A 25,236-nucleotide genomic window follows, 5' to 3' on the forward strand; every position below is an offset into this window, starting at 1 on the left:
ACCGTCGCGCGCTCCTAGCTCTTCAACAGGTTGACGTCGTCGACCGAGGCCGAGCGGCGGGTGCGGAAGATCGCGACGATGATCGCCAGGCCGATGACGACCTCGGCGGCCGCGACGACCATGACGAAGAACGCCATGACCTGACCGGTGAGGTCGCCGTGGATCCGCGCGAACGTCACGAACGCCAGGTTCGTCGCGTTGAGCATGAGCTCGATGCCCATGAACACGACGATGGCGTTGCGCCGCAGCAGGACGGTGGTCGCACCGATCGTGAAGAGCACCGCGGCCAGGACCAGGTAGTTGCTCAGGTTCACCGGACCTCCTCCTCACCCGTGATGGAGCGCTCCGGCGGTGTGGAGCCGACGCCCTCGGCGCCGATCTCCGCGTGCACCTCGGCGACGGAACGCTCCTGGCCGCGGATGCGCAGGACGCGCGGGACCGAGGACTCGAGCGGGCGGCCGTCGGGCCCGAGGGCCGGGACGTCCATGGCATTGCTGCGCGCGTACACGCCGGGCGCGGGCAGGGGCGTGAGCACCGTGCCCGCGGCGATCCGGGCGTCGGCCCGCTCCTTCTGGCCGACCTGCCGCGTGAGGCGCTGGCGGTGCGTGAGGACGAGCGCGCCGAGCGCGGCGACCACCAGCAGGGTCCCGACGACCTCGAGCGCGAAGACGTAGTCGCTGAAGATGACGCGCGCCACACCGACGGGGTTGCTGTCCGCGTTCGCCTCGACCAGGCCCGCCGGGGCCAGGTCAGCCGCCGTCAGGACCACGCCGACCAGGACGGCACCGAGGCCGAGGCCCAGCAGGGCGCCGATCCAGCGCTGCCCACGGATCGTCTCGACGAGCGAGTCCGAGGAGTCGACGCCCACGAGCATGAGCACGAAGAGGAAGAGCATCATCACGGCGCCGGTGTACACGATCACCTGCACGACGCCGAGGAACGGCGCCTCCTGCGCGACGTAGAGGATCGCGAGCGAGATCATCACGAGCACGACGCTCATCGCCGCGTGCACGGTCTTGCGCGCGAACAGCAGCCCGAGCGCAGCGATGACCATGACGGGCGCGATGAACCAGAAGAGCGTGGCCTCGCCGCCGGACGTGCGGCCGGTCTCGGCGAGCCCGGTCGCGACGGCGGCGAGCCCCAGGGGCGTGGTCATCGCGTGGCCTCGCTCGCCTCGGCGGGGGTGCGCTCGACCTGGCCGTGCGCGCCGTGCGGGCTGTCCGCGGCCGGCGGCGTGGCCGGTGCCCGGCGTGCGCTCGGCAGGGTCGAGTCCTCGGGACGCCACTGCGCGACCCAGTCGACCTGCTCGGGCACGGGACCGGAGACGTTGCCGCGGTAGTAGTCGGTGTCCTGCGTGCCGGGCACCATCGGGTGCGGGGCCGCGAGCATGCCCTCGCCCATGGGAGCGAGCAGGTCGGACTTCTCGTAGATCATCCCGCGCCGGCTCGGCCCGGCCAGCTCGTACTCGTTGGTCATCGTCAGCGCGCGGGTCGGGCACGCCTCGATGCACAGGCCGCAGAAGATGCAGCGCAGGTAGTTGATCTGGTAGACGCGGCCGTACCGCTCGCCGGGCGAGAACTGCGCGTCGGGCGTGTTGTCGGCGCCTTCGACGTAGATCGCGTCCGCGGGGCAGGCCCACGCGCACAGCTCGCAGCCGATGCACTTCTCGAGCCCGTCCGGGTACCGGTTGAGCTGGTGCCGGCCGTGGAACCGCGGCTTGGTGGGCACCTTCTCGAACGGGTACTGCTCGGTGACGGTCGGCTTGAACATGGACGAGAGCGTCACGCCGAAGCCGGCGACGGGCGCGAGGAGCTCCCCGAGGCCCTTCTTGGGCTCGATGAGCGACTCGTACCGGTGCGGCTGCTCGCCTGCGCCGACCTCACCGGCGCTCTCGCGCCGCGTGATGTCCTTGTCAGCCACGGGGCATCCCCTCCTCGCCGTCGGCCACCTGGTCGTCGGTCTGCTCGTCGTCGGTCACTCGGGGCGAGCCCTCGATCGTCGCCGTGGCCCCGGAGGCCTGCGCGCCCTGCGCCTGCGCACGCAGGCGGCGCGGGGACGGCGGGAGGACCTGGCCGGGCAGCGGCGGAACAGGGTAGCCCGCCGCGAACGCGTCGAAGGGCTCCGGCTCACCGCCCGCAGCGGCCTCGGCCTGGCCGCGACGCTCCGGGATGAGGAACGACAGCCCGATGCCGACGACCGCGACCACCGCGAGGCCGATGAGCAGGGTGCGCAGGTCCACGTCCGTGAACTGGCGCACGCCCTGGACGCCGGCGACGGCGACGATCCACACGAGCGCGGCGGGGATGAGCACCTTCCAGCCGAACTTCATGAACTGGTCGTACCGGAAGCGCAGGAGCGTCCCGCGGATCCAGACGAACACGAACATGAAGAGCCAGAGCTTGGCGAGGAACCACAGGACGGGCCACCAGCCCTCGTTGAACATCCCGTCGTTGATCGCCGAGAGCGGCCACGGTGCGCGCCAGCCGCCGAAGAAGAGGGTCGTCGCGACCGCGGAGACGTTGAGCATGTTGATGTACTCCGCCAGGAAGAACCAGGCGAACTTCATCGACGAGTACTCGGTCATGAAGCCGGAGACCAGCTCGCCCTCGGCCTCGGGCAGGTCGAACGGCAGACGGTTGACCTCGCCGACCATCGAGATGAAGTAGATGACGAACGCGGGCAGGAGGGGCAGGAACCACCACACCTGCGTCTGCGACTCGACGATCTGCGACGTCGACATCGAGCCGGCGAGGACGAACACGCTCACGAGCGAGAGGCCCATCGCGAGCTCGTAGGAGATGACCTGGGCGGTCGAGCGGACCGCGCCGAGCAGCGGGTAGGTCGAGCCGGACGCCCAGCCGCCGAGGACGATGCCGTACACGCCGACGGACGTCGCCGCGAGGATGTACAGCACCGCGACGGGGAAGTCCGTGAGCTGGAGCGGCGTGACGATGCCGAAGATCGACACCTCGGGCCCCAGCGGGATGACGGCGAACGTCAGGAGCGAGCAGAACACCGAGATCATCGGCGCCACGATGTAGACGACCTTGTCGGCCGCCTTGACGTTGATGTCCTCCTTGAGCAGGAGCTTCATCGCGTCGGCGAGCGACTGGAGCAGGCCGAAGGGGCCGTGCACGTTGGGCCCGGGCCGGATCTGCATGCGCGCGACGACCTTGCGCTCGAACCAGATCGCGATGAGCACGCTCACGAGCAGGAAGACGATGATGCCGACCGCCTTGAGCAGGACGATCCAGCCGTTGTCGTTGCTGAAGTCCGCACCGGGCGTGGTGGCGGCGTCGGTCGCCTGCGCGAGCACTGGCGACGTCAGCGGGGCCGCCAGGGCGGGCGCGAGTCCGGCGAGCACGGCCATCAGAGTGCCTCTCCCTCGTTCACGTGCGCGGCGGCGGACACGCTGACGACCGCGCCGGCGTCGACCCGCAGGGTCGCGCGCACCGCGGAGCCGACCGAGCTGGTCGGGAGCCACACCACGCCGTCGGGCATCGGGGTCACGGCGAGCGGCAGGGTCACCTGGCCGGCGTCGGTCCGGACCGTCAGGCCCTCACCCGTGCTCAGCCCGAGCCCGGCGGCGGTCGCGGCCGAGAGCCGGGCGACCGGGCGCTGGGCCGTCCCGGCGAGGAACCGCTCGCCGTCCTGGCAGCGTCCGTCGTCGAGCAGCAGGTGCCACGTGGCGAGGACCGCCTGGCCCTCGCCGACGGCGGGCGGCTGCGCGGCGGGGACCGTGGGCGCGGGCGCGCGCTCCCCGTCCCACGCACCGAGGCCGTCGATCTCGGCGTGCACCTGCGCGAGGGTCCCGAGGCCGAGGCCCGCGCCCATCGTGTCGGCGAGCGCGTCGAGCACGCGGTGGTCGGCCATCGCGGTCGACGTCAGGGCCTGCGGGAACGGGCGCGGGCGCCCCTCCCAGTTGAGGAACGTGCCGGGTCGCTCGACGGGCGGGGCGACGGGGAGCACGACGTCGGCGAGCCGCGTGACGGCGGACTCCCGGACCTCGAGGCTCACCAGGAACCCGACCTTCTCGAGCGCGGTGCGGGCGAGAGCCGGGTCGGCGAGGTCGGCCGGGTCGAGGCCGCCGACCACAAGGCCGCCGAGGGTGCCGTCGGCCGCGGCGGCGATCATCTCGTCCGCCGAACGACCGGCCTGCGCCGGGAGCCTCTCGACGTCCCACGAGGCCGCGACGTCGACGCGGGCCTGCGCGTCGGTGACGAGCCGGCCCCCGGGCAGCAGCGCGGGCAGCGTGCCGACCTCGACGCCGCCGCGCTCCCCCGCGCGTCGCGGGATCCACGCGAGGCGGGCACCGGTGCGCCGGGCGAGGCCGAGCACCGCGGTGAGGCCACCGGGCACGGTCGCGAGGCGCTCGCCGACGAGGATGATCGCGTCGGCGCCGAGCGCGTCCGCGGCCTCGCCCAGGGCGCCGGGGGCACCGGCGGCGAGCGCGTCGAGCACCTCGGCCTCCGTCCCCGGCGCGGCCTGCAGCAGGGTCCCGTCCAGGCGCTCGAGGCCGCGCGAGGCGAACGGTGCGACGGAGAACACGCGGTTGCGGTGCGCGAGGACACCCTTGCGCAGGCGCAGGAATGCGATGCCGCCCTCGTCCTCGGGCTCGTACGCGACGAGCAGCGTGGTCGGCGCGTTCTCGAGGTCCGCGAACGTGACCGACATGCGGCTGCCCGCGACGTGGTGGGCCAGGAAGGCCTCCTCCTCGGCGGAGTGGGGCCGGGCGCGGTGGTCGACGTCGTTGGTGCCGAGCGTGACGCGCGCGAACTTGGCGTAGGCGTACGCGTCCTCGAGCGTCAGGCGGCCACCGGGGAGCACGCCGACGCCGCCCGCGCCGCGCGCGGCGGCGAGGCCCTCGGCCGCCGTCTCGAGCGCCTCGGCCCAGCTCGCGGGACGCAGCTCGCCGGGCGTGCCGTCCTCGCCGCGGTCGCGCACGAGCGGGACCGTCAGGCGGTCGGGCATGCCCTGCCACGTGTACGCGAAGCGGTCCTTGTCGCTGATCCACTCCTCGTTCACGGCCGGGTCGTCGCCCGCGAGGCGGCGGAGCACGACGCCGCGCCGGTGGTCGACCCGGATGGCCGCACCGTTGCTGTCGTGCTCGGCGATGCCGGGCGTCGACACCAGGTCGAACGGGCGGGCACGGAACCGGTACGCGGCGCTCGTGAGCGCGCCGACGGGGCAGATCTGCACGGTGTTGCCGGAGAAGTACGACGCGAACGGGCGGCCCGACGTGTCGAGGGCCGCGTCGCCGGCGGGTCCCGCGGCGTCCCTGGCCGGGACGCCGATCGAGGCGTCGACGGGGGTCCCGTCGGGCTGGACCCCGCGGTACACCTCGGCGGGCGCCGCGCCCGCGAAGCCGAGGACGGCCGGGTCGAACACGCCGATCTGCTGGCGCACGCCACGCTGCTGGAGGTCGATGAACGGGTCGCCCGCGATCTCCTCCGAGAAGCGCGTGCAGCGCTGGCACAGGACGCACCGGTCGCGGTCGAGCAGGATCTGCGTCGAGATCGCGATCGGCTTGGGGAACGTGCGCTTGACGTCGTGGAAGCGGCTGCGGCCCGGACCGTTGCTCATGGTCTGGTTCTGCAGCGGGCACTCACCGCCCTTGTCGCACGTCGGGCAGTCGAGGGGGTGGTTGATGAGGAGCAGCTCGAGGTTGCCGTGCTGCGCCTTGTCGGCGACCGCGGAGGTGCGCTGCGTGCGCACGACCATGCCGGGCGTCGCCTCGAGCGTGCAGGAGGCCTGCGGCTTGGGCATGGGCCGCACGGTGCCCTCGCGGTCCGGCGTCGCGACCTCGACGAGGCACTGGCGGCACGCGCCGACGGGCTGCAGGAGCGGGTGGTCGCAGAAGCGCGGGATCGCGATCCCGATCTGCTCGGCCGCGCGGATCACGAGCGTGCCCTTGGGGACCGACACCTCGACGTCGTCGATGGTCAGGGTCACCTGCGGGACGGCCTGCGCCTGCTCGGCCCCGCTCGTCTGCGGCGTCGTCGTGGTCATGCTCCCACCGTTCCTGGCCGGACCCCGGAGAGGGTCTGCAGATCAGCTCGCCGGTTGCGCGGCGTGTAGTCGAACAGGGCGGACGCGGCCGGGTCGAGGGGGCAGCCCCCGCCCGTGATGTGCGCCTCGAACTCGTCCCGGAACAGCGCGATGCCCGACGTCACGGTCGACGTCGCACCGTCGCCGAGCGCGCAGAACGCGCGGCCCAGGATGTTCGAGCACAGGTCCAGGAGGGTGTCGAGGTCCTCCATGGTGCCCTGGCCGTGCTCGATGCGTGCGAGGACCTGCTTCATCCAGTAGGTGCCCTCGCGGCACGGCGTGCACTTGCCGCACGACTCGTGCGCGTAGAACTCGGCCCATCGGGTGATGGCCCGGACCACGCACGTCGTCTCGTCGAAGATCTGGAGCGCGCGCGTGCCGAGCATCGAGCCCGCGGCGCCCACGGACTCGTAGTCGAGCGGGACGTCGAGGTGCTCGGCCGTGAAGAGCGGCGTCGAGGAGCCGCCGGGGGTCCAGAACTTGAGCTCGTGGCCCTTGCGGACGCCGCCGGCCATCTCGAGGAGCTCGCGCAGCGTGATGCCGAGCGGCGCCTCGTACTGGCCGGGGCGCTCGACGTGGCCCGAGAGGGAGAACAGGCCGAAGCCCGTGGACCGCTCCGTGCCCATCGAACGGAACCAGTCGACCCCGCCGGTGATGATGGACGGGACGGAGGCGATCGACTCGACGTTGTTCACGACGGTCGGGCGCGCGTACAGGCCCGCGACCGCCGGGAACGGGGGCTTGAGGCGCGGCTGGCCGCGGCGACCCTCGAGCGAGTCGAGGAGCGCGGTCTCCTCGCCGCAGATGTACGCGCCGGCACCGGCGTGGACCGTGACGTCGAGGTCGTAGCCGCTGCCCAGGATGTTCTTGCCGAGGTAGCCCTTCTCGTACGCCTCCTCGACCGCCCGCATGACCCGGCGGTACACGTGCAGGACCTCGCCGCGGATGTAGATGAACGCGTGGTGGCAGCCGATCGCGAAGGACGTGATCGCCACGCCCTCCACGAGCACCTGAGGCGTCGCCATCATGAGCGGGATGTCCTTGCACGTGCCCGGCTCGGACTCGTCGGCGTTGACCACGAGGTACCGCGGGCCGCCGTCGGGCGCGGGCAGGAAGCTCCACTTCAGGCCCGTCGGGAAGCCGGCGCCGCCGCGTCCGCGCAGGCCCGAGTCCTTGACCGCCGTCACGACGTCGGCTGGCGCCATCGCGAGCGCCTTGCGCAGGCCCGCGTAACCGCCGTTGGCCTCGTACGTCGCCATCGTCCAGGAGCGGTCGGCGTCCCAGTGCTGCGAGAGCACGGGGCTCAGGGTGGTGGCCATCAGGCCTCCTCGCTCGCGTCGCGGCCGGTCGGGGTGTCGGACGTGCCGCCCGCGGGCGGTGCGGCGGGCGTGTCGACGCTCGACTGCGCGCCACCCGGCTGGGGCGTGCTCGCTGCCGCCGGGGCGTTCGACGTCTCCGTGGCGTCGGCGGAGGACGAGCCGTCCATCGTCGGGGCCGTCCAGCCCTTCTCGCGTGCGAGCACGGTGCCGGCGACCGTCGCGGGGCCCGCGCCCGCGCCCTCGTCGGCGCGGCCGTCGCTGAAGCCCGCGAGCACGCGCGACATGGCCTTGAAGGAGCAGACCGACGCCGCACCGCGCGTCGGCGCGACCTCGTCGCCCGCGCGCAGCCGGTCGACGACGTCCTTGGCCGTCGCGGGCGTCTGGTTGTCGAAGAACTCCCAGTTGACCATCATCACGGGCGCGTAGTCGCACGCCGCGTTGCACTCGACCCGCTCGAGCGTGATCTTCCCGTCCGCGGTCGTCTCGTCGTGACCGACCCCGAGGTGCTCCGACAGCTCCTCGTAGATCGCGTCGCCGCCCATGACCGCGCACAGGGTGTTGGTGCACACGCCGACGGTGTAGTCCCCGTTGGGGTGCCGCTTGTACTGCGTGTAGAACGTCGCGACGGCGGAGACCTCCGCGGTCGTCAGCCCGAGCGTCCGGGCGCAGAACGCGATGCCGTCGGGGCTGACGTACCCGTCCTCGGACTGCACGAGGTGCAGGAGCGGCAGCAGCGCGGACCGCGGCTCCGGGTACCGCGCCACGGCGGTCGCGGCGTCGCGCTCGAGGCGCTCGAGCTTGGTGCCCTCGTAGGGCTCGTATCCGGTGGTCGCCATCAGCGGTCCACCCCTCCCAGCACAGGGTCGAGCGCGGCCACCGCGACGACGACGTCGGCCACCTGGCCGCCCTCGCACATCAGGGACACGGCCTGCAGGTTGTTGAAGGACGGGTCGCGGAAGTGCGCCCGGTAGGGCCTCGTGCCGCCGTCGGACACGAGGTGGACCCCGAGCTCGCCGCGCGGGTGCTCGACCGTCTGGAAGACCTGGCCCGCGGGCACGCGGAACCCCTCGGTGACGAGCTTGAAGTGGTGGATCAGGGACTCCATGGAGGTGCCCATGATCTCCTTGATGTGGTCGAGCGAGTTGCCCATGCCGTCGGAGCCGATAGCGAGCTGCGCGGGCCACGCGATCTTCTTGTCGGCGACCATCACCGGGCCGGGGCCGAGGTGCTGGAGGCGCTCGACCGTCTGCTCGACGATCCGCAGCGACTGGTAGCACTCCTCGATCCGCAGGACGGTGCGGGAGTACGAGTCGGCGTCCGTCGACGTGGGGACGTCGAAGTCGTAGGTCTCGTAGCCGCAGTACGGCTCGGCCTTGCGCACGTCGTACGGGAGGCCCGCGGAGCGGAGCACCGGGCCCGTGATGCCGAGCGCCATGCAGCCGGCGAGGCTCAGGTGCCCGATGCCGACGGTGCGGCCCAGGTAGATCGGGTTCGCGAGCATGAGGTCGCTCAGCTGGCCGATGTAGTCCTTGACCTTGACGATCGCCTCGCGGATCGTGTCGAGGGCACCCGGCGGGATGTCCTGCGCGACACCGCCCGGGCGGATGTACGCCATGTTCATGCGCAGACCCGTGACGAGCTCGAAGACCCGCAGGATCTCCTCGCGGGCCGTGAAGCCCGTCGTCATGATCGTCGTCGCGCCGAGCTCGTTGCCGCCCGTGCCGAGCGCCACGAGGTGGGACGCGACACGGTTGAGCTCCATCATCATCACGCGGATGACGGTCGCGCGCTCCGGGACGTCCTGCGTGATGCCGAGGAGCTTCTCGACCGCGAGGCAGTACGCGGTCTCCTGGAACATGTTCGCGAGGTAGTCCATGCGCGTGCAGAACGTGGGGCCCTGCACCCAGGTGCGGAACTCCATGTTCTTCTCGATGCCGGTGTGCAGGTAGCCGATGCCGCAGCGCGCCTCGGTGACCGTCTCGCCGTCGATCTCGAGCATGAGGCGGAGCACGCCGTGCGTCGACGGGTGCTGCGGGCCCATGTTGACGACGATGCGCTCCTCGCCGAGCCGGGCCGCCTCCTCCGCGATCTCGGACCAGTCGCCACCGGTCGCCTCGAAGGTCGGGACGCCCTCGGTGGCCTCGTCCACGATGTGCGGGCTGGCGTGGGGGGTCTGGGAGTTGCTCATCAGCTGTACGACCTCCGCGTGTCGGGCGGCGGGATGTGCGCGCCCTTGTACTCCACCGGGATCCCGCCGAGCGGGTAGTCCTTGCGCTGCGGGTGGCCCGGCCAGTCGTCGGGCATCTCGATCCGCGCGAGCCCGGGGTGCCCGTCGAACACGATGCCGAAGAAGTCCCAGGTCTCGCGCTCGTGCCAGTCGTGCCCGGGGTAGACGGGGACGCTCGACGGGATGTGCGGGTCGGCGTCGGGCACCGAGACCTCGAGCCGCAGGCGGCGCGTGTGGGTCACGGACATGAGGTGGTAGACGGCGTGGAGCTCGCGGCCCGTGTCGTGCGGGTAGTGCACGCCGGAGACGCCGAGCCCGAGCTCGAAGCGCAGGTCCTGGTCGTCACGCAGCGCACGGCACACGGTCACCACGTGCTCACGGTGCACGTGGAGCGTGAGCTCCCCGCGGTCGACGACGACCTTCTCGATCGCGGCGTCGAACGGTGTGCCGCCCTCCTCGAGGACCTCGGCCAGCACGTCGACGACCTCGTCAAACCAGCCGCCGTAGGGCCGCTCGCTCGGGCCGGGCATCGCGATCGTCGCCACGAGCCCGCCGAAGCCGCTCGTGTCGCCCGAGCCGTGCACGCCGAACATGCCCTCACGGACCTGCACGACCTCGAGCATCGGGTGCGCAGGGCCCGCGGGCGCGGGGACGTTCTGGGCGGCCGACTCGTGCGCGGTCTCGGTGCTCTTCTGCGGGGTCGACGCCGCGTCCGTGCCGACCGGGCCGCTGCCGACCTTGGCCGCGGCCGCGGCGTCCTTCGCCTCGGCCGGCGTGGCCGCGGCGTCCTTGGGGGTCTCGCTCACCGCAGCAGCCCCTTCATCTGGGAGGTCGGCGTGGCCTCGAGCGCGGCGGCCTCCGCGGCGCGGGCCGCGGCCTCGCGGTTCACGCCGAGCGGCTCGGCCTGGATCTGCTCGTGCAGCGTGAGGATCGCGTTGAGGAGCATCTCCGGGCGCGGCGGGCAGCCGGGCAGGTAGATGTCCACGGGCACGATGTGGTCGACGCCCTGGACGATCGCGTAGTTGTTGAACATGCCGCCCGACGACGCGCAGACGCCCATCGACAGGACCCACTTGGGCTCGGACATCTGGTCGTAGACCTGGCGCACGACGGGGGCCATCTTCTGGCTCACCCGACCGGCGACGATCATCAGGTCGGCCTGGCGCGGCGACGCGCGGAAGACCTCCATGCCGAAGCGGGAGATGTCGAACCGCGACGTGCCCGCGGCCATCATCTCGATCGCGCAGCACGCGAGGCCGAAGGTCACCGGCCAGAGCGACGCCTTGCGCATGTAGCCCGCGAAGCCCTCGACCGTCGTCAGCAGGAACCCCGACGGTGCGTCCTCGATACCCATGGCCCTCCTCCTTCCTTCCTTGCGTCCGCCCGGCTGGCGTCCGGTGCGACCTGCACGTGCGCCGGGCTCAGTCCCACTCGAACCCGCCGCGCCGCCACTCGTACACGAACGGCACCGTGATGAGGACGAGGAAGGTCATCATGGCCACGACCCCGAAGAGCGCGAGCTCCCCGAAGGCGACGGCCCACGGGTACATGAAGACGACCTCGATGTCGAAGACGATGAAGGTCATCGCGACGAGGTAGTACTTGATCGGGAACCGGCCGCCGCCGACGGCGTGGGGCGTCGGGTCGATGCCGCACTCGTAGGCCTCGAGCTTGGCGCGGTTGTATCGCCGCGGGCCGATGATCGCGCTCGCGCCGACCCCGCCGAGGGCCAGGACGCCTGCGACGCCCATGAGGACCAGGATCGGGACGTACGGGTTGCTCATCGGGCCCTCCAGTGTCGGGGCGGTCGCAGCGTCGGCGGCGCGGTAGGTACGTGGTTCGGCGAGGCCGCCGGAGCCGTGGCCTCCGCCGAGTGTCGTCGGGTCATGCTGCGGGCGCAATCCGGGTCAGGGTCGCGATGAACCTGTCCGAGAGGTCGCCCCCACGAGGCTCCCACACGTCGGACAGCAGCTTGAGCGTGAGCCGCATCAGGGCGGGTCGCGGCAGGCCGTACCGGGTGCACACGCGCATGACCTCGGGGTGCTCGATGAGCTTCACGAAGACGCGGCCCAGCGTGTAGTAGCCGCCCAGCTCGTCGGCCATGACGCGGGGGTAGCTCGCGAGGACGCGCTCACGCTCCGCGTCGGTCGAGCGGGCCTTCGCCTGCGCGACCACCTCGGCGGCACGCCGCGCGGCCTGCATCGCGTAGGCGATGCCCTCGCCGTTGAAGGGGCTGACCATGCCGCCCGCGTCGCCGACGAGCATCAGGCCGCGCGTGTAGTGCGGCTTGCGGTTGAAGCCCATCGGCAGGGCCGCGCTGCGCACGGGGCCCACCTGGTTCTCGGGGGTGAACTCCCACTCGGCGGGCGTGTTCGCGACCCACCGCTGCAGGAGGTCCTTGTAGTCGATCTTGGTCGCGGTCGCGCGCGAGCTCACGCTGCCCAGGCCGACGTTCGCGGTCCCGTCGCCGAGGCCGAAGATCCAGCCGTAGCCGGGCATGAGGTTGGAGCGGCCCGGCTCGCCGTCCCAGAGCTCGAGGTGGCTCTCCATCCACTCGTCCGCGTGGCGCGGCGTGCGGAAGTAGGTGCGCACCGCGACGCCCATGGGGCGGTTCGGGTTCTTCTCGATGCCGAGGGCCAGCGCGAGGCGCGCGGAGACGCCGTCGGCGGCGATCACGACGGGCGCGCGGTAGGTGACCTCGTCACCCGCGCGCCGGCCGTCCGCGTCGACCGGCCGCGCCGTGACGCCGACGACGCGGCCCGTGCGCTCGTGCAGCACGGGTCCCGTGACGTTCATCTGCTCGACGATCCGTGCACCCGCGGCGCGGGCGTGCCGGGCGAGCGTGTCGTCGAAGTCCTTGCGGGTGCGGCTCACGCCGTAGGACGGGAACGAGTCCAGGTCCGGCCACGGCAGCTCGAGGCGGTGCCCGCCGCCGTAGACGCGCAGGCCCTTGTTGCGGATCCAGCCGTCCTCCTCGCGCATGGGCACGCCCATCGCGACGAGCTCGCGGACCGAGCGCGGGGTGAAGCCGTCGCCGCACACCTTCTCGCGCGGGAAGGCGGTCTTCTCGAGGACCAGGACGTCCAGGCCGGCGACCGCGAGGTAGTACGCGGCGGTCGAGCCGGCAGGCCCGGCACCGACGACGATGACGTCGGCGTCATCGTGCTGGCCCACAGTCCCCACGCCCTGCCTCATCCTTGTGAAGGGATTCACGAAACGAACCGGCTCAGTGTATCCGCGGCTCCAGGGCATGTCTGCTGAGGCTTACCTACCCTGACGGACCTTCGTCCTATTTGTCTGCGGGCGGGGGGCCGGCGAGGTCGGGACCTAGGTCGGCGTCCTGCGGCCGGGTCGCCCGGTGCAGCGCGACGATGCCGCCGGACAGGTTCCGGTAGGCGACGTCGCGCCACCCCGCACGGCGCACGAGCCGCGCCAGACCGTGCTGGTCCGGCCACTGAGCGATCGACTCCGCCAGGTACACGTACGCGTCCGGCTCGCGCGACACGGCACGCGCCACCGGGGGCAGCGCGCGCATGAGGTACTCCGAGTACAGGGTCCGGAACGGGGCCCACGACGGCGTCGAGAACTCGCACACCACGAGCCGCCCGCCCGGACGGGTCACCCGCAGCATCTCGCGCAGCGCCGCCGTCGTGTCCGCCACGTTGCGCAGGCCGAACGAGATCGTCACCGCGTCGAACGACGCGTCGGCGAACGGCAGGCGCATCGCGTCGCCCGCCGTGAACGGCAGGTCGGGCCGGCGCGCCTTGCCGACCTCGAGCATGCCGACCGAGAAGTCGCACGGGACCACCCGCACGCCGGCGGCGTCGAACGGCTCGCTCGACGTCCCGGTGCCCGCGGCCAGGTCCAGGACCGTGTCGCCCGGCAGCGCGTCGACCGCGCGGATCGTCGCGGTGCGCCACCGCCGGTCCTGGCCGAGCGAGATGACGTCGTTGGTCAGGTCGTACCGGCGCGCGATCGCGTCGAACATCCGGGCGACCTCGTGCGGCTGCTTCTCCAGGGTGGCGCGGGGCATGGCGACAGTCTGGCAGGCCCGCACCACCGCGCCGGTCCTACGCTGTACGGCGATGAGCACCGACCCGATCGCGCCAGGGAGCGCCGCACCCGCGGTCGGCACCCTCCCGCTCCCCCTCGTCTCGCGCACCGTCCGCGTCGACCCCGCCGAGCTGCCCGCAGACCTCCTGGACCTGCTCCCGCCCGACGGTGGCACGAGCTGGCTCCGACGCGGCGACGGCCTCGTCGCGTGGGGCGAGGTCGCCAGGATCACGACGTCGGGCCCCGACCGGTTCGCCGACGCCGAGGCCGCCTGGCGCACGGCGGCCGCGCGGGCCGTCGTGCGCGACGAGGTGCGCCTGCCCGGCACCGGGCCCGTCGCGTTCGGCTCGTTCGCGTTCGCCGACGCGTCGAGCGCGGGCGGCGTGCTCGTCGTGCCGAGCGTGGTCGTCGGGCGCCGCGGCGAGACCGCGTGGATCACCGCCATCGACGTCGCCGCCGTGAGCGCGCCCCCCGGCCCCGCGTCGCTCACCCGGCACGAGCGGCCGGCGTCCCCCGGCGCCGTGACCTACACCGACGGTGCCCTGAGCGCCGAGGGCTGGCAGGACGCGGTCGCCGAGGCCGTCGCACACATCCGCGCCGGCGACCTCGACAAGGTCGTGCTCGCGCGGGACGTCGTCGCCCGCACGCAGGAGCCGCTCGACGCGCGGTGGGTGCTGCACCGGCTCGCCGCCGACTACCCCTCGTGCTGGACGTTCGCCGTCGACGGCCTCCTGGGCGCGACGCCCGAGCTCCTCGTGCGCAGCGAGAAGGGCCTGGTCACCTCACGCGTCCTCGCGGGCACCATCCGCCGGACCGGGGACGACGACGCCGACCTCGCCCGGGCGGCGATCCTCGCGCACTCCTCCAAGGACCTCGAGGAGCACGAGTACGCGGTCGAGTCGCTCACGCGCACCCTCTCGCCCTTCTGCTCGTCGACCAACGTCCCTGAGACGCCGTTCGTGCTGCACCTGCCCAACGTGCTGCACCTCGCGACCGACGTCACGGGTGTCCTGTCGACCGAGGGCGCGGCGCCCGTGCCCTCCAGCCTCACGCTCGCCGCGGCCCTGCACCCGACGGCCGCGGTGGCCGGGACCCCGACGGCCGCCGCGTGCGCGCTCATCGGCCGGATCGAGGGCATGGACCGGGCCCGCTACGCCGGGCCCGTCGGATGGGTCGGGGCCGACGGCGACGGCGAGTGGGGCATCGCCCTCCGCTCGGCCGAGCTCGACCGCCAGGACGGGCACCGCCTCCGGCTCTTCGCGGGCTGCGGGATCGTCGCGGCGTCGGTGCCGAGTGCCGAGCTGGCCGAGTCGGAGGCCAAGCTCGAGCCGATGCGGCACGCGCTGCGCACCGACTGACCGGCACCGGCTGACCGGCACCGCCACGGCCCGGGCCGACCGACCTCGACCCGGCCGCACCGACATGGGCCCGGCCCGGCGGTAGGGGGAGACCGCCGGGCCGGAGCTGGTGGGCAGGACGGGCGTCAGCCGCGGTCGAACGGCCAGCCCTGCGAGCCGGGCAGGGAGCCTGAGCCGTCCGAGCTGCCCGAGTCCTCGGAGCTGCCCGAGCCGTCCGAGCTGCCCGAGCCGTCGTCCTGAGAGTCGTCGCTCGACGTCGTCGCGGTCTCCTCGCGGGCCGCGAGGGTCACGGGGACCGTGAGGGCCTCGTCGCCGCGGACGACCGTGAGGTCGACCGTCGTGCCCGCGGCGAGCTCACGCACGTACGCGGTGAGGGACTCCGCACCGTTGACCGGGTCGTCCCCGATCGCGACGACCACGTCGCCGGCCTCGAGGCCCGCCTCGGCCGCGGGCGAGTCCGCGGTGACCTGCTCGACGACGGCGCCCCGGCGGGTCGTCCCGTCGGCGGTCGCCGTCCCGTCGCTGAGGCCGACACCCAGGAACGCGTGACCGGCCGACCCGTCCTCGACGAGCTCCGCGGCGATCCGGTCGGCGAGGGTCGCGGGGATCGCGAAGCCCAGGCCGATCGACCCGCTGCTGCCCGACCCGCTCGAGAGCGACGCGATCGACGACGTGATGCCCACGACCTCGCCGCGGGCGTTGAACAGCGGGCCGCCCGAGTTCCCCGGGTTGATCGCCGCGTCGATCTGGATCGCGTTCGTCACGACCGTCTCGTCGCTGCCGTCGGACGTCGACACGGGCCGGTCGAGCGCCGAGACGATGCCCGTCGTCACGGTGCTGTCGAGGCCCAGCGGGTTGCCCACGGCCATGACGGCCTCGCCGACCGCGAGCGCGTCCGAGTCGCCCATCACCGCGGGCGTCAGGTCCCCGGGGGCGTCGGTGAGCTGGATGACGGCGAGGTCCGTGGTCGGGTCGAGCCCGACGACCGTCGCGTCGAACACGCGCCCGTCGTCGAGCGTGACCTGGATGCCGCCGTCGACGGCGTCACCGACCACGTGGTCGTTCGTGAGGATGCGGCCCTCGTCGTCGATGACGACGCCCGAGCCCGTGCCGCTGCCGGACGCGGTCCGGACGTCGATGGCCACGACCGACGCGCGGACCGCGGCGGCCACGGCCTCCCAGTCGGGCTGGTCGGAGCTGGAGCCGCTCACGGGGACGGTCGTCGACTCCTGCCGGCCGAGCGTCGCGACGGAGGCGGGCTCGGTCCCGGAGCCGTCGGCGAACGCCCCCGTGAGGGCGACGGTGCCCAGGCTCGCGAGGAGCGCCGCGGCGGTCGCGGTGCTCACGAGCGGCAGCCACCGGGTGCGCGGGCGCCGCTCGCCCCCCGAGGCGCCGAACGCCGCGCCGGGGCCCGACGCCGCGCCGGGCTCACCGCCGGGCACCGGACCCTGCGGCTGCGCGGAAGGCGTCGCGTACGGCATCGAGGTGTGCGGGTGCCGGGCGTACGGCATCGAGGCGTGGGGCATCGAGGTGTGCGGCATCGGTGCGCCGGCCTGCCCGGCCTGCCCGGCCTGCCCGGCCGGGCCGGGCTGGACGTAGGGCGGCGGCGGGGGCGCGTAGCCCTCGGTCGCCCCGGGGGTGGGCTGCTGCTCGGGTGTGCTGGTCATGGTGGCGTCCTCCTTCGACGTCACCCATCAGACCCCGCGGGCCTGACCCCCTCCTGGGTCCTCCCTGGGAGTTCCCTGAGAACGCGGACCAGGGCGGACCTCAGCGCCCGAGCGTGTCCCGGACGGCGACGCGTACGGCGTCACCGACCCGCGCGGCCAGCGCGCGTCGTCCGGCCCGGTCCACGACGACCTCGACGACGCTCGTGCCGCCGACGGGGTCCGCGAGCGCGGCGCGCAGCTCGTCGAGGGTCGCCGCTCGCGTGTGCGGGACCCCGTACCCGGCGCACAGGGGGCCCAGGTCGGCGCCGTGCGGCGTCCCGAAGACCCGCTCGAAGGCGTGCGCGTGGGCGTCGTCCCCGTGCTCGAGCGTCGCGAAGATCGACCCGCCGTCGTCGTTGGCGACGACGACCTGGAGGTCGGGCCGACGCTCGAGCGAGGGGACGAGCAGGCCGCCGACGTCGTGCAGGAACGTCAGGTCGCCCACGTACGCGCGCACGGGACGTCCGAGCGCGAGGGCGACGCCCGCGGCGGTCGAGACGGTGCCGTCGATGCCGGCGAGCCCACGGTTCGCCAGGATGAGGGGCGGCTCCTGCCAGTCGGCGACGAGGTCGAGGTCGCGCACCGGGTTGCTCGACCCGACGACGAGCACGTCGCCGGCGGACGCGTGGCCCGCGACCTCCGCGGCGACCGCGGGACCGGTGAGGGCCTCGGCGTCGCGCAGCACGTCCCGGACCGCGGCGGCAGCGGCCGACCCCGCGCGCCGCCACACGTCGAGCCACGCCGTCGGGGCGGCGAGCTCCCCCGTGAGGAGCTCCGGCGGGAGGTCGGCGACGACGGTCGACGCGTTGCGCGCGGCGTCCGGCCACGCGGACCCCTCGGGTGCGACGACGAGCGACTCGACGTCGGGCCGGGCGAGCAGGCCCTGGACGGGCCGGGACAGCGTGGGGCGGCCGAGCACGACGACGCGACGCACCGCAGCGCCGAGCCCGGGCTCGCCGAGGAGCAGCCGGTAGGCGGGGACAGCGGCGGGCCCGCCGCGCGCGCCCGAGGACGGCTCGGCCAGGAGCGGCCAGCCGTTGACCTCCGCGACCCTGCGCGCGTCCGGCCCTGCCCCGTCCCCCGCGACGACGACCGTCGGCAGGTCCGCCGCGAGGCGTGCGCCGTGCGCGACCGCGGCGGCCGGCGTCCGCGGCACCACCTCGGTGAGGCCCTCGGGCGTCCACGCCGGCCACGGGCTCCCGTCGGGCACGAGCGGGTCCCGGAACGCGAGGTTGACGTGCACGGGTCCGGGGTCACGCGTGCGCGCCCCCGTGGCCGTCGCGACGGCGCGCGAGACGAGCGCGCGCAGGTCCCGCTCCTCGCCCGCGCGTCCGGTCGGCGCGGGCACGTCGAGCGTCGCGCGCACGGCGGGTGCCAGCAGCCCGACCTGGTCGGTCGTCTGGTTGGCGCCCGTGCCGCGAAGCTCGTGCGGGCGGTCGGCGGTCAGGACAAGCAGCGGCAGGCCCGCGTGGGAGGCCTCGAGCACGGCGGGGTGCAGGTTCGCGACGGCGGTGCCCGAGGTGGTGACGACGGCGACCGGCCGGCCCTGCCCCGCGGCCCGGGCGCCCGCCGCGAGCCCGAGCGCCAGGAAGCCGGCATCACGCTCGTCGACGCGCACGTGGAGCGTGAGCCGCGGGGCTGCGGCGTCCCGCCCGGCGTCGTCCCGTGCGGCCTCCGCGAGCGCGTGCGCGAGGGGTGCGCTCCGGGAGCCGGGCGCGATCACCACCTCCGCCACGCCCAGGCGGGCGAGGGCCTGGAGGAGCACCCGCGCCGCGACGGTCGAGGGCGACCCGCCCGCGCTCACGCGTCGTCCCCGCGGGCGAGCGTCTCGAGCGCGGTGGCCGACGCGACGCGTGCCAGCCACCGGTCCGTGAGGTCCGGGCCCGCCACGTGCTCCCGGCACCGTGACGCGTCGGGCTCGGGGCGGCGCACGGCGATCTCACCGGCGACGGGCAGGAGCGGGTCGGTCACCACGTCGCCGGCCAGGAGCTGGGCCGTGGCGAGGCCGCACGCGTACGGGAGCTCGGGGAGCGCCGCCGCGAGCGCGAGGCCGGCGGCGAGCCCCACCGACGTCTCGAGCGCGGAGGAGACGACGACGGGCAGCCCGACGCGCTCCGCGAGCTCGAGGCACGCCCGCACCCCGCCGAGGGGCTGGACCTTGAGCACGACGACGTCGGCCGCCTCGGCCCGCACGACCGCGAGCGGGTCCTCGGCCCGACGGATCGACTCGTCGGCCGCGACGGGGATGTCGAGCGCGCGCCGGACCGCGGCGAGCTCCGCGACGGTCGCGCACGGCTGCTCGACGTACTCGAGCCCACCTGCCGCGCGGTCGAGCACCCTCAGCCGGGCGATCGCCGTCTGGACGTCCCACGCGCCGTTCGCGTCGACGCGGATGCGGCCCGCGCTGCCCAGCGCGTCCCGCACGGCCTCGAGCCGCTCGACCTCCTCGTCGACGCCCTGGCCGGGCTCGGCGACCTTGACCTTGGCCGTCCGGCACCCCGCGGACGCCGTGACGATCGCCCGTGCGGCCGCACCGTCGACCGCGGGCACGGTCACGTTGACGGGGATCGAGGTGCGGACCGCGGCCGGCCAGCCCTCGTCGGCGGCCTCCCGTGCGGCCCGCCACCAGGCGAGCGCCTCGTCGTCGTCGTAGTCCCAGAAGGGCGAGAACTCGCCCCAGCCGGCGTCGCCGTGCAGCAGCACGCCGTCACGCTCGGTCAGGCCCCGGAACCGGGTGCGCAGGCCGAGCCGGTAGACGTGCAGCCCGCGGGGGGCGTGCTGCAGGAGGGGCTCGCTCACTGCGCCACCGTAGTGCTGGGCTCGCCGCCGAAGAGGTGGAGGCCGACGATGCCGGCGACGATGAGGACGATCGAGACGATCTTGCCGACGGACACCGCCTCGCCCAGTACGGCCATGCCGAGGCTCGCGGTCACGACGGCCCCGATGCCGGTCCACACCGCGTAGGCCACGCCGACGGGCAGGGTCCGCAGGGACCAGCCCAGCCCCAGCATGCTCAGCACGAGCAGGATGCCGAAGGCGACGCTCGGCCACAGCCGGCTGAAGCCGTCGGACGCCTTGAGGCTGAGGGCCCAGCCGGCCTCGAGCATGCCGGACACGATGAGCACGAACCACGCCACGACGCCACCTCCACGCAGGACCAGGACCTCGACGGTAACCCGCGCGGGGCTGGCTACTGTGACGCCATGAGCGCACTGCCCCCCCGGGTGTCCCAGACGTTCGACCCGACCGTGTGGCGCGAGGTCGAGGGGTTCGGCGACCTCACCGACCTCACCTACCACCGCGGGGTCGTGCGCACCGCCGGGCCTGCGGGTGGCGACGAGGCGGCCGGCACCGAGCGCGACCTGCCCGTGGTCCGCATCGCGTTCGACAGGCCCGAGGTGCGCAACGCGTTCCGACCGCACACGGTCGACGAGCTCTACCGCACGCTCGACCACGCGCGCATGACGCCCGACGTCGGCGCGGTGCTCCTGGCGGGGAACGGGCCGAGCCCCAAGGACGGCGGCTGGGCGTTCTGCTCGGGCGGCGACCAGCGGGTGCGTGGCCGCGACGGCTACCGGTACACGGGCTCGACGGACGACCAGACGGCCGACGCGATCGATCCGGCGCGCGCGGGCCGCCTGCACATCCTCGAGGTCCAGCGGCTCATCCGGACGATGCCCAAGGTCGTCGTCGCCGTCGTCGACGGGTGGGCGGCCGGCGGCGGGCACTCCCTGCACGTCGTCGCGGACCTGTCGATCGCGTGCCGCGAGCACGGTCGGTTCAAGCAGACCGACGCTGACGTGGGCTCGTTCGACGGCGGCTACGGCTCGGCGTACCTGGCCCGCCAGGTGGGCCAGAAGCGTGCGCGGGAGATCTTCTTCCTGGCGCGCGAGTACTCGGCCGACGACGCGGAGCGCTGGGGCGCGGTCAACGAGGTCGCGGAGCACGACGACGTCGAGCGGCTCGCCCTGGACTACGCCCGGACCGTCGCGTCGAAGTCACCGCAGGCGATCCGGATGCTGAAGTTCGCGTTCAACCTGGCCGACGACGGGCTCATGGGGCAGCAGGTGTTCGCGGGCGAGGCGACCCGGCTAGCATACATGACGGACGAGGCCGTCGAGGGCCGCGACGCGTTCCTGCAGCGTCGCGAGCCGGACTGGTCGCCGTTCCCGTACCACTTCTGACCGGCCACCCACGGTCGGGTGGCTGGGGTCGGCCGGGCGGTCGGGCGACCCGCCGGTCACGGCGCGCTGAGGAACCAGACGCCGAAGTCGATCAGGTCACGGAGCATGAGGACGCCGCCGAGGGCAACGGCGGCGAGGAGGCCGACGGCCACGAGGGCCGGCAGGACGGAGCGCAGCCGCTCGCGGCGGGACTCGTCCTTCTCCTGCGGGGTGCGCAGGTCGGTGTGCGCCCGGTGGTGGACGACGTCGTTCTCGAGGTGGTCGTGGTGGATGGTGAGCTGGGCCATGGCTCAAGCCTGCTCGTTGCGCCTCGGCGGCGGATCGGCCCAGCGGATGGACGTCGCGACGCCGGGGTCCACCGCAGGTGGGTCCACGCGGCGTCGCCCTCATCCCCGGGGATGAGGGCGACGCGCGGAGGGCGGGTCCAGGGGCGGCGCCGTGCTCGGCGCGCTCCCCGTGCCGACCGGTGCGAGGACGGGCTCAGCTGACGGCGAGCGACCCCGAGCCGGCCGGGATCATCTCCACCCAGGTGTTGCCGGGCGCGAGCAGCAGGGGCTGCCCGTCCGTGGTGAAGAGCTGCATCGGGGCGTCGTCCGCCGTCTTGGACCAGCGGCCCGCGATGGTCTTGCCGCCGGTCGCGACGACCGCGTCGCCCTCACCGACGAGGTTGTACGTCGGGACCGCTGCCCCGTTCTGCGCCCCGAAGCCGCTGTTGGGGTGCTCGGCCGTGATCGAGACGACGTTGACGGCCGAGATCTGGGCGCCGCTCGCGACGGTCGCGGGCGTGCTGCCCTCCGCCCGCAGCCACGTGCCGCTCGCCGCGTCCCACGTCCACGTCGGGTGCGCGGCACCCGAGAGCGTGAAGGCGAGCGTGCCGGCGGGCGTGCCCGAGAGCGTCGGGGTCGCCTGCTCCGCCCGGAGCGCGAAGGCGAACTGCTGGCCGGGTGCGGCGCTGTGCTCGGCGTCGGCCGCGGTGAGGAACGTCTCGATCGACCCGTAGACGTTGTGCGGGGCCGAGCGGTGCTTGACGCGGTACAGGCCCGCCGCGCCGGCGTCGTGGCTGATCGACTGCACGGTGCTGCCCTTGACCATGGCGAGGATGCCCGGCTGACCACCCGAGTACACGAGGAGGCCACGCAGCGGGGCGACGATCGCCGGGTCCATCGGCCGGACCGAGCGCACGGGGCCGATCTCGGCGGGCACCTGCGAGTGGAACACCGCGACGAACCGCGACACCTCGAACTCGACGATGGTCTCCCACACGACGTCCGCCTGCTCGAGCCCGGACTGCGGGCGCGCGCTGGACGTGTTCTCGATCTTGACCGCGACGGCGGGACGCGCGGCGACCTCGGCGGTCTCGACGCCGGTGAGCGGCCAGACGATCGGGACGACCGGCTCGGGCGGCGTGCCGCGCGAGGGCTCGATCGTGGGCGTCACCGTCGACGGGTCAGGGGTCTGCGGCGCCTCGGCGGAGCAGCCGGCGACGCCGGCGAGGGCGAGCGCGACGGAGGCCACGAGGGCCGCACGGACGCCGCGCCGTCGGGACCGGCTGCCCGGGGTCGGTGCGCCGGCTGCGCGGGCGCTGGTCACAACGGGCGTGGTCGAACGGCCCACGGGGCGACTCCTCATCGCGCCGCCGGGTGCGGCGCACGACTGTTTGCTGAGCGGTGTCCTACGACCCGGCTCTTCCGGGCACGGCCCTCACTGTACGGCGCACCTAGGCTGGGATGGTGGACCGCGCGCTGACGTATGTGCCCGTCGGCCTGACGTCGGCCGACGAGGTCGCGATGCTCGTCGGGCACCTGCGGGCGGCCCTCGACGGCTCCGGCCCGGCGGTCGCGCCGGTCGCGGCGCAGGGCCCGTCGGCCACCACGCAGACCACGCGCACCGGACCCGCGGGCCGGGTCGAGGCCGTCGGGCCCGCGGAGGGCACGACCGTGCCGGCCGGGGTCGCGCTCGTCGTGCGCACGTCCGGCTCGACCGGCCGGCCCCGGGGCGTGCTGCTGGAGCGGTCCGCGCTCATGGCCTCGGCTCAGGCCACCCACGCGCGTCTGCGCGGGCCCGGTCGCTGGCTCGTCGCCCTCCCGCTCGCGCACGTCGCGGGCCTCCAGGTGCTGGTCCGCGGCATCGTGGCGGGCACCGCGCCCCTGGTCCTCGACGCGGGCGGCCCGTTCGACCCGCACGGCCTCGCCGACGCGGTGCGCACCGCCCCTGACGACCTCCCGCTCTACACGTCACTCGTCCCCACCCAGCTGCACCGCGTGGTCGAGGCGGCCGGCCCCGGTCGGCTGCCCCGCGCGCTCGACCCCCTCACGCGGCTCGACGCGATCCTCGTCGGCGGCGCGGCGGCGTCCGGGCCGCTCCTCGAGCGCGCGCGGGACCTCGGGCTGAGGGTCGTGACGACGTACGGGATGACGGAGACCAGCGGCGGCTGCGTGTACGACGGCGTGCCGCTCGACGGCGTGGAGCTGCACCTGGACGACGCCGGGGTGATCAGCGTCGCGGGCCCGGTACTCGCGCACGGGTACCTGGGCTACCTGGGCGATCCCGCGGCCCAAAGCGGCGCGTTCACGACCCGCGACGGCGTGCGCTGGTTCCGCACGAGCGACGTCGGCGAGCTCGTGGACGGGGTCCTGCACGTGCGGGGCCGGGCCGACGACGTCCTCGTGACCGGCGGGGTCAAGGTCGCGCCCGCGGCCGTCGAGCAGGTCCTGGCCGCGGCGCCCGGCGTCGGGCAGGTGTGCGTCGTCGGCGTGCCCGACGAGGCCTGGGGGCAGGCTGTCACCGCGGTCGTGGTCGCCGCGGCGCACCCCGCCGCGCCTCCGTCGCTCGAGCGCCTGCGCGCCGACGTGAGCCGTACGCTGGGGAACGCTGCCGCCCCCCGGCACCTGCTGCTCGTGGACGCGCTCCCCGAGCGCGGACCGGGCAAGATCGACCGCGCCGAGGTCACGCGGCGGGCAGCCGCGACCCTGGCCCCCACGGCCCCCGTCCGGACGGAGCACGATGGCAACACCCGCTGAATGGCTCGAGGGCGCGCGGCCGCGCACCCTGCCCGCCGCCGTCGCCCCCGTGCTCGTCGGGACCGGAGCGGCCGCGCAGCTCGGCTCGGCGTCCGTGCCGCGCGCGCTCCTCGCCGCGGGCGTGGCGCTCGCGCTGCAGGTCGGGGTCAACTACGCCAACGACTACTCGGACGGCGTGCGCGGTACCGACCTCGACCGCGTCGGGCCCCTGCGCCTCACCGGCTCCGGTGCGGCGCGGCCGAGCCAGGTGCGCCTCGCGGCCTTCGCCGCGCTCGGCGTCGGTGCCCTGCTCGGCCTCTGGCTCGTCGCCCTGAGCGGCCACTGGTGGCTCGTCGCCGTGGGTGCCGCGGCGATCGGCGCGGCCTGGTACTACACCGGCGGCTCGCGGCCCTACGGCTACCGCGGCCTCGGCGAGGTGGGCGTGTTCGTCTTCTTCGGCCTCGTCGCCGTGCTCGGCACCACCTACACGCAGGCGGACCGGGTCTCGTGGCCCGCCGTCGCCGGGGCCGTCGGCGTCGGGTCGCTCGCATGCGCGCTGCTCATGGTCAACAACGTGCGTGACGTGCCCACGGACGCCCTCGCGGGCAAGCGGACGCTCGCCGTGCGCATCGGGGAGCACCGCGCACGCCGCCTGTACGTCGTGTTCCTCGGGCTCGCGCTGCTCCTGGGCCTCGCGTGCGCCCTCGCGGCGCCGTGGTCCGCCCTCGTGCTGCTCCTGGTCCTGCCCGCGGGCATCCTCGCGACGACCGTCCGCCTCGGCGCGCGTGGCATCCTGCTGCGCCCCGTCCTCGCGGGCACTGGTGCGCTCGAGCTCGGCTACGGGGTGCTGCTGGGCCTCGGGCTCGCGCTCTGAGGACCCGCGCCGTCGCCGTCCGCGTCGGCGGGGCTCTCGCCGTCGGCGGGACCATCGGCTCCGGTACGACCGTCACCGCCGTCGGCAACGTCACCGCCGTCGACACGGTCGCCTCCTGCACCACTGACCTGCGGGTCAGGGCCCTCGACGACCCGCGCCTGCACGACCCGCGCCTCCACGACGCTCGCCTCGGCGTCCTCCGCCGCGGCGTCGGACTCGACCTGCGCGCTGAACCGCCGCCCGGCCGCACGCCGCTCCGCCCGCCCGGCGAGCCAGAGCGCGGCCGCGTCACGCGGGCCGGCGAGGAGCACGTAGGAGAGGGCCCAGGCCACGACGGCTGCGACGACGACGAGCAGCCACCCGCCGAGGCCGACCCACCAGAGCGCCCCGAGCGCCGCGGCGAAGAGCCCGAGACGGAGCGCTGAGTAGACGACCAACGGCATCGGGCCAGCCTAGGCCCGCCGACCT

The 25,236-nt window shown here is 74.2% G+C and carries 24 protein-coding genes; 4 read left to right on the forward strand and 20 right to left on the reverse strand.

The features are described 5' to 3' along the window. Positions 1–14 precede the first annotated feature (14 nt). The 13 genes from nuoK to FZ988_RS10445 form a co-directional block, all read right to left on the reverse strand. Positions 15–314 carry an NADH-quinone oxidoreductase subunit NuoK gene (gene nuoK / locus FZ988_RS10385; RefSeq protein WP_149203969.1) on the reverse strand — a complete coding sequence of 100 codons (300 nt, stop codon included), beginning with the start codon at positions 312–314 and terminating at the stop codon, positions 15–17. After that, the gene (locus tag FZ988_RS10390; RefSeq protein WP_149203970.1) at positions 311–1,156 is read right to left on the reverse strand and encodes an NADH-quinone oxidoreductase subunit J; all 846 of its coding nucleotides are present in this window, start codon (positions 1,154–1,156) and stop codon (positions 311–313) included. Before FZ988_RS10390 ends, nuoK begins: the two co-directional genes overlap by 4 nt. Then, on the reverse strand, positions 1,153–1,920 hold the full coding sequence (nuoI, locus tag FZ988_RS10395; RefSeq protein ID WP_425457973.1) for an NADH-quinone oxidoreductase subunit NuoI: 768 nt from the start codon (positions 1,918–1,920) through the stop codon (positions 1,153–1,155). Before nuoI ends, FZ988_RS10390 begins: the two co-directional genes overlap by 4 nt. Beyond that, on the reverse strand, positions 1,913–3,370 hold the full coding sequence (gene nuoH / locus FZ988_RS10400; RefSeq protein WP_149203971.1) for an NADH-quinone oxidoreductase subunit NuoH: 1,458 nt from the start codon (positions 3,368–3,370) through the stop codon (positions 1,913–1,915). The genes nuoI and nuoH overlap by 8 nt, the downstream gene beginning before the upstream one ends. Next, on the reverse strand, positions 3,370–6,009 hold the full coding sequence (locus tag FZ988_RS10405; protein ID WP_149203972.1) for an NADH-quinone oxidoreductase subunit G: 2,640 nt from the start codon (positions 6,007–6,009) through the stop codon (positions 3,370–3,372). The genes nuoH and FZ988_RS10405 overlap by 1 nt, the downstream gene beginning before the upstream one ends. After that, positions 6,006–7,367: an NADH-quinone oxidoreductase subunit NuoF gene (gene nuoF / locus FZ988_RS10410; protein ID WP_149203973.1), complete on the reverse strand. Its 1,362-nt coding sequence runs from the start codon at positions 7,365–7,367 to the stop codon at positions 6,006–6,008. Before nuoF ends, FZ988_RS10405 begins: the two co-directional genes overlap by 4 nt. Continuing rightward, a complete protein-coding gene (nuoE, locus tag FZ988_RS10415; protein ID WP_149203974.1) occupies positions 7,367–8,203 on the reverse strand; it encodes an NADH-quinone oxidoreductase subunit NuoE in 837 nt (278 codons plus the stop codon). The genes nuoF and nuoE overlap by 1 nt, the downstream gene beginning before the upstream one ends. Then, entirely contained in the window at positions 8,203–9,555 is a 1,353-nt protein-coding gene (locus FZ988_RS10420) for an NADH-quinone oxidoreductase subunit D (protein ID WP_149203975.1), read from the reverse strand. Before FZ988_RS10420 ends, nuoE begins: the two co-directional genes overlap by 1 nt. Beyond that, complete coding sequence (locus FZ988_RS10425) at positions 9,555–10,217, reverse strand: NADH-quinone oxidoreductase subunit C (protein WP_246169449.1); 663 nt, start codon at positions 10,215–10,217, stop codon at positions 9,555–9,557. Before FZ988_RS10425 ends, FZ988_RS10420 begins: the two co-directional genes overlap by 1 nt. A 179-nt stretch (positions 10,218–10,396) precedes the next feature. After that, entirely contained in the window at positions 10,397–10,948 is a 552-nt protein-coding gene (locus FZ988_RS10430) for a NuoB/complex I 20 kDa subunit family protein (RefSeq protein ID WP_149203977.1), read from the reverse strand. Between the two features lie 67 nt (positions 10,949–11,015). Then, positions 11,016–11,378, reverse strand: coding sequence for an NADH-quinone oxidoreductase subunit A (locus FZ988_RS10435; RefSeq protein WP_149203978.1), 363 nt, complete (start codon positions 11,376–11,378; stop codon positions 11,016–11,018). Positions 11,379–11,478: 100 nt separating this feature from the next. Next, on the reverse strand, positions 11,479–12,777 hold the full coding sequence (locus FZ988_RS10440) for a geranylgeranyl reductase family protein (protein ID WP_246169425.1): 1,299 nt from the start codon (positions 12,775–12,777) through the stop codon (positions 11,479–11,481). 106 nt (positions 12,778–12,883) lie between these two features. Continuing rightward, the gene (locus FZ988_RS10445) at positions 12,884–13,627 is read right to left on the reverse strand and encodes a demethylmenaquinone methyltransferase (RefSeq protein WP_149203980.1); all 744 of its coding nucleotides are present in this window, start codon (positions 13,625–13,627) and stop codon (positions 12,884–12,886) included. Between the two features lie 52 nt (positions 13,628–13,679). Between FZ988_RS10445 and FZ988_RS10450 the strand changes: the two genes are divergently transcribed. After that, positions 13,680–15,005 (forward strand): isochorismate synthase, encoded by a 1,326-nt coding sequence (locus tag FZ988_RS10450; RefSeq protein ID WP_149203981.1) that lies wholly within the window; start codon positions 13,680–13,682, stop codon positions 15,003–15,005. Between the two features lie 125 nt (positions 15,006–15,130). On the opposite strand, the gene FZ988_RS10455 is transcribed toward FZ988_RS10450, so the two are convergent. The 4 genes from FZ988_RS10455 to FZ988_RS10470 form a co-directional block, all read right to left on the reverse strand. Beyond that, positions 15,131–16,672: a S1C family serine protease gene (locus FZ988_RS10455; protein ID WP_223145101.1), complete on the reverse strand. Its 1,542-nt coding sequence runs from the start codon at positions 16,670–16,672 to the stop codon at positions 15,131–15,133. A 100-nt stretch (positions 16,673–16,772) separates the two neighbouring features. Beyond that, positions 16,773–18,515 (reverse strand): 2-succinyl-5-enolpyruvyl-6-hydroxy-3-cyclohexene-1-carboxylic-acid synthase, encoded by a 1,743-nt coding sequence (gene menD, locus FZ988_RS10460; RefSeq protein ID WP_149203982.1) that lies wholly within the window; start codon positions 18,513–18,515, stop codon positions 16,773–16,775. Beyond that, a complete protein-coding gene (locus FZ988_RS10465; RefSeq protein ID WP_246169427.1) occupies positions 18,512–19,510 on the reverse strand; it encodes an o-succinylbenzoate synthase in 999 nt (332 codons plus the stop codon). Before FZ988_RS10465 ends, menD begins: the two co-directional genes overlap by 4 nt. Further along, positions 19,507–19,848, reverse strand: coding sequence for a DMT family transporter (locus FZ988_RS10470; RefSeq protein WP_149203983.1), 342 nt, complete (start codon positions 19,846–19,848; stop codon positions 19,507–19,509). Before FZ988_RS10470 ends, FZ988_RS10465 begins: the two co-directional genes overlap by 4 nt. 66 nt (positions 19,849–19,914) lie before the next feature. Between FZ988_RS10470 and FZ988_RS10475 the strand changes: the two genes are divergently transcribed. Continuing rightward, complete coding sequence (locus FZ988_RS10475) at positions 19,915–20,895, forward strand: 1,4-dihydroxy-2-naphthoyl-CoA synthase (RefSeq protein WP_149203984.1); 981 nt, start codon at positions 19,915–19,917, stop codon at positions 20,893–20,895. Positions 20,896–20,951: 56 nt separating this feature from the next. Here the strand turns inward: FZ988_RS10475 and FZ988_RS10480 are convergent, their stop codons facing one another. Together FZ988_RS10480 and FZ988_RS10485 are read right to left on the reverse strand one after the other, a co-directional pair. Further along, positions 20,952–21,182, reverse strand: a complete 231-nt coding sequence (locus tag FZ988_RS10480; protein ID WP_149203985.1) for a hypothetical protein — start codon at positions 21,180–21,182, stop codon at positions 20,952–20,954. 193 nt (positions 21,183–21,375) lie between these two features. Next, the gene (locus FZ988_RS10485) at positions 21,376–22,509 is read right to left on the reverse strand and encodes a DUF3048 domain-containing protein (protein WP_246169429.1); all 1,134 of its coding nucleotides are present in this window, start codon (positions 22,507–22,509) and stop codon (positions 21,376–21,378) included. A gap of 116 nt (positions 22,510–22,625) precedes the next feature. On the opposite strand from FZ988_RS10485, the gene menE reads away from it, so the two are divergent. Together menE and FZ988_RS10495 are read left to right on the forward strand one after the other, a co-directional pair. Beyond that, positions 22,626–23,915, forward strand: coding sequence for an o-succinylbenzoate--CoA ligase (gene menE / locus FZ988_RS10490; RefSeq protein ID WP_246169431.1), 1,290 nt, complete (start codon positions 22,626–22,628; stop codon positions 23,913–23,915). After that, entirely contained in the window at positions 23,899–24,768 is an 870-nt protein-coding gene (locus FZ988_RS10495) for a 1,4-dihydroxy-2-naphthoate polyprenyltransferase (RefSeq protein ID WP_149203987.1), read from the forward strand. The genes menE and FZ988_RS10495 overlap by 17 nt, the downstream gene beginning before the upstream one ends. Here FZ988_RS10495 and FZ988_RS18750 read toward each other — a convergent pair. Continuing rightward, positions 24,732–25,211, reverse strand: coding sequence for a DUF4229 domain-containing protein (locus FZ988_RS18750; protein WP_223145102.1), 480 nt, complete (start codon positions 25,209–25,211; stop codon positions 24,732–24,734). The genes FZ988_RS10495 and FZ988_RS18750 overlap by 37 nt on opposite strands. Positions 25,212–25,236 lie beyond the last annotated feature (25 nt).

This window comes from Actinotalea subterranea (assembly GCF_008364845.1).
In the GTDB taxonomy this organism is placed as follows: domain Bacteria; phylum Actinomycetota; class Actinomycetes; order Actinomycetales; family Cellulomonadaceae; genus Actinotalea; species Actinotalea subterranea.

Excerpts from the sequence above, each read along its gene's own strand:
- FZ988_RS10390 (WP_149203970.1), bottom strand. The coding sequence starts at position 1,156 with ATGACCACGCCCCTGGGGCTCGCCGCCGTCGCGACCGGGCTCGCCGAG.
- nuoH (WP_149203971.1), bottom strand. The coding sequence starts at position 3,370 with ATGGCCGTGCTCGCCGGACTCGCGCCCGCCCTGGCGGCCCCGCTGACG.
- FZ988_RS10405 (WP_149203972.1), bottom strand. The coding sequence starts at position 6,009 with ATGACCACGACGACGCCGCAGACGAGCGGGGCCGAGCAGGCGCAGGCC.
- nuoF (WP_149203973.1), bottom strand. The coding sequence starts at position 7,367 with ATGGCCACCACCCTGAGCCCCGTGCTCTCGCAGCACTGGGACGCCGAC.
- nuoE (WP_149203974.1), bottom strand. The coding sequence starts at position 8,203 with ATGGCGACCACCGGATACGAGCCCTACGAGGGCACCAAGCTCGAGCGC.
- FZ988_RS10420 (WP_149203975.1), bottom strand. The coding sequence starts at position 9,555 with ATGAGCAACTCCCAGACCCCCCACGCCAGCCCGCACATCGTGGACGAG.
- FZ988_RS10425 (WP_246169449.1), bottom strand. The coding sequence starts at position 10,217 with ATGCTCGAGGTCGTGCAGGTCCGTGAGGGCATGTTCGGCGTGCACGGC.
- FZ988_RS10430 (WP_149203977.1), bottom strand. The coding sequence starts at position 10,948 with ATGGGTATCGAGGACGCACCGTCGGGGTTCCTGCTGACGACGGTCGAG.
- FZ988_RS10435 (WP_149203978.1), bottom strand. The coding sequence starts at position 11,378 with ATGAGCAACCCGTACGTCCCGATCCTGGTCCTCATGGGCGTCGCAGGC.
- FZ988_RS10445 (WP_149203980.1), bottom strand. The coding sequence starts at position 13,627 with ATGCCCCGCGCCACCCTGGAGAAGCAGCCGCACGAGGTCGCCCGGATG.
- FZ988_RS10450 (WP_149203981.1), top strand. The coding sequence starts at position 13,680 with ATGAGCACCGACCCGATCGCGCCAGGGAGCGCCGCACCCGCGGTCGGC.
- FZ988_RS10455 (WP_223145101.1), bottom strand. The coding sequence starts at position 16,672 with ATGACCAGCACACCCGAGCAGCAGCCCACCCCCGGGGCGACCGAGGGC.
- FZ988_RS10475 (WP_149203984.1), top strand. The coding sequence starts at position 19,915 with ATGAGCGCACTGCCCCCCCGGGTGTCCCAGACGTTCGACCCGACCGTG.
- FZ988_RS10480 (WP_149203985.1), bottom strand. The coding sequence starts at position 21,182 with ATGGCCCAGCTCACCATCCACCACGACCACCTCGAGAACGACGTCGTC.
- FZ988_RS10495 (WP_149203987.1), top strand. The coding sequence starts at position 23,899 with ATGGCAACACCCGCTGAATGGCTCGAGGGCGCGCGGCCGCGCACCCTG.
- FZ988_RS18750 (WP_223145102.1), bottom strand. The coding sequence starts at position 25,211 with ATGCCGTTGGTCGTCTACTCAGCGCTCCGTCTCGGGCTCTTCGCCGCG.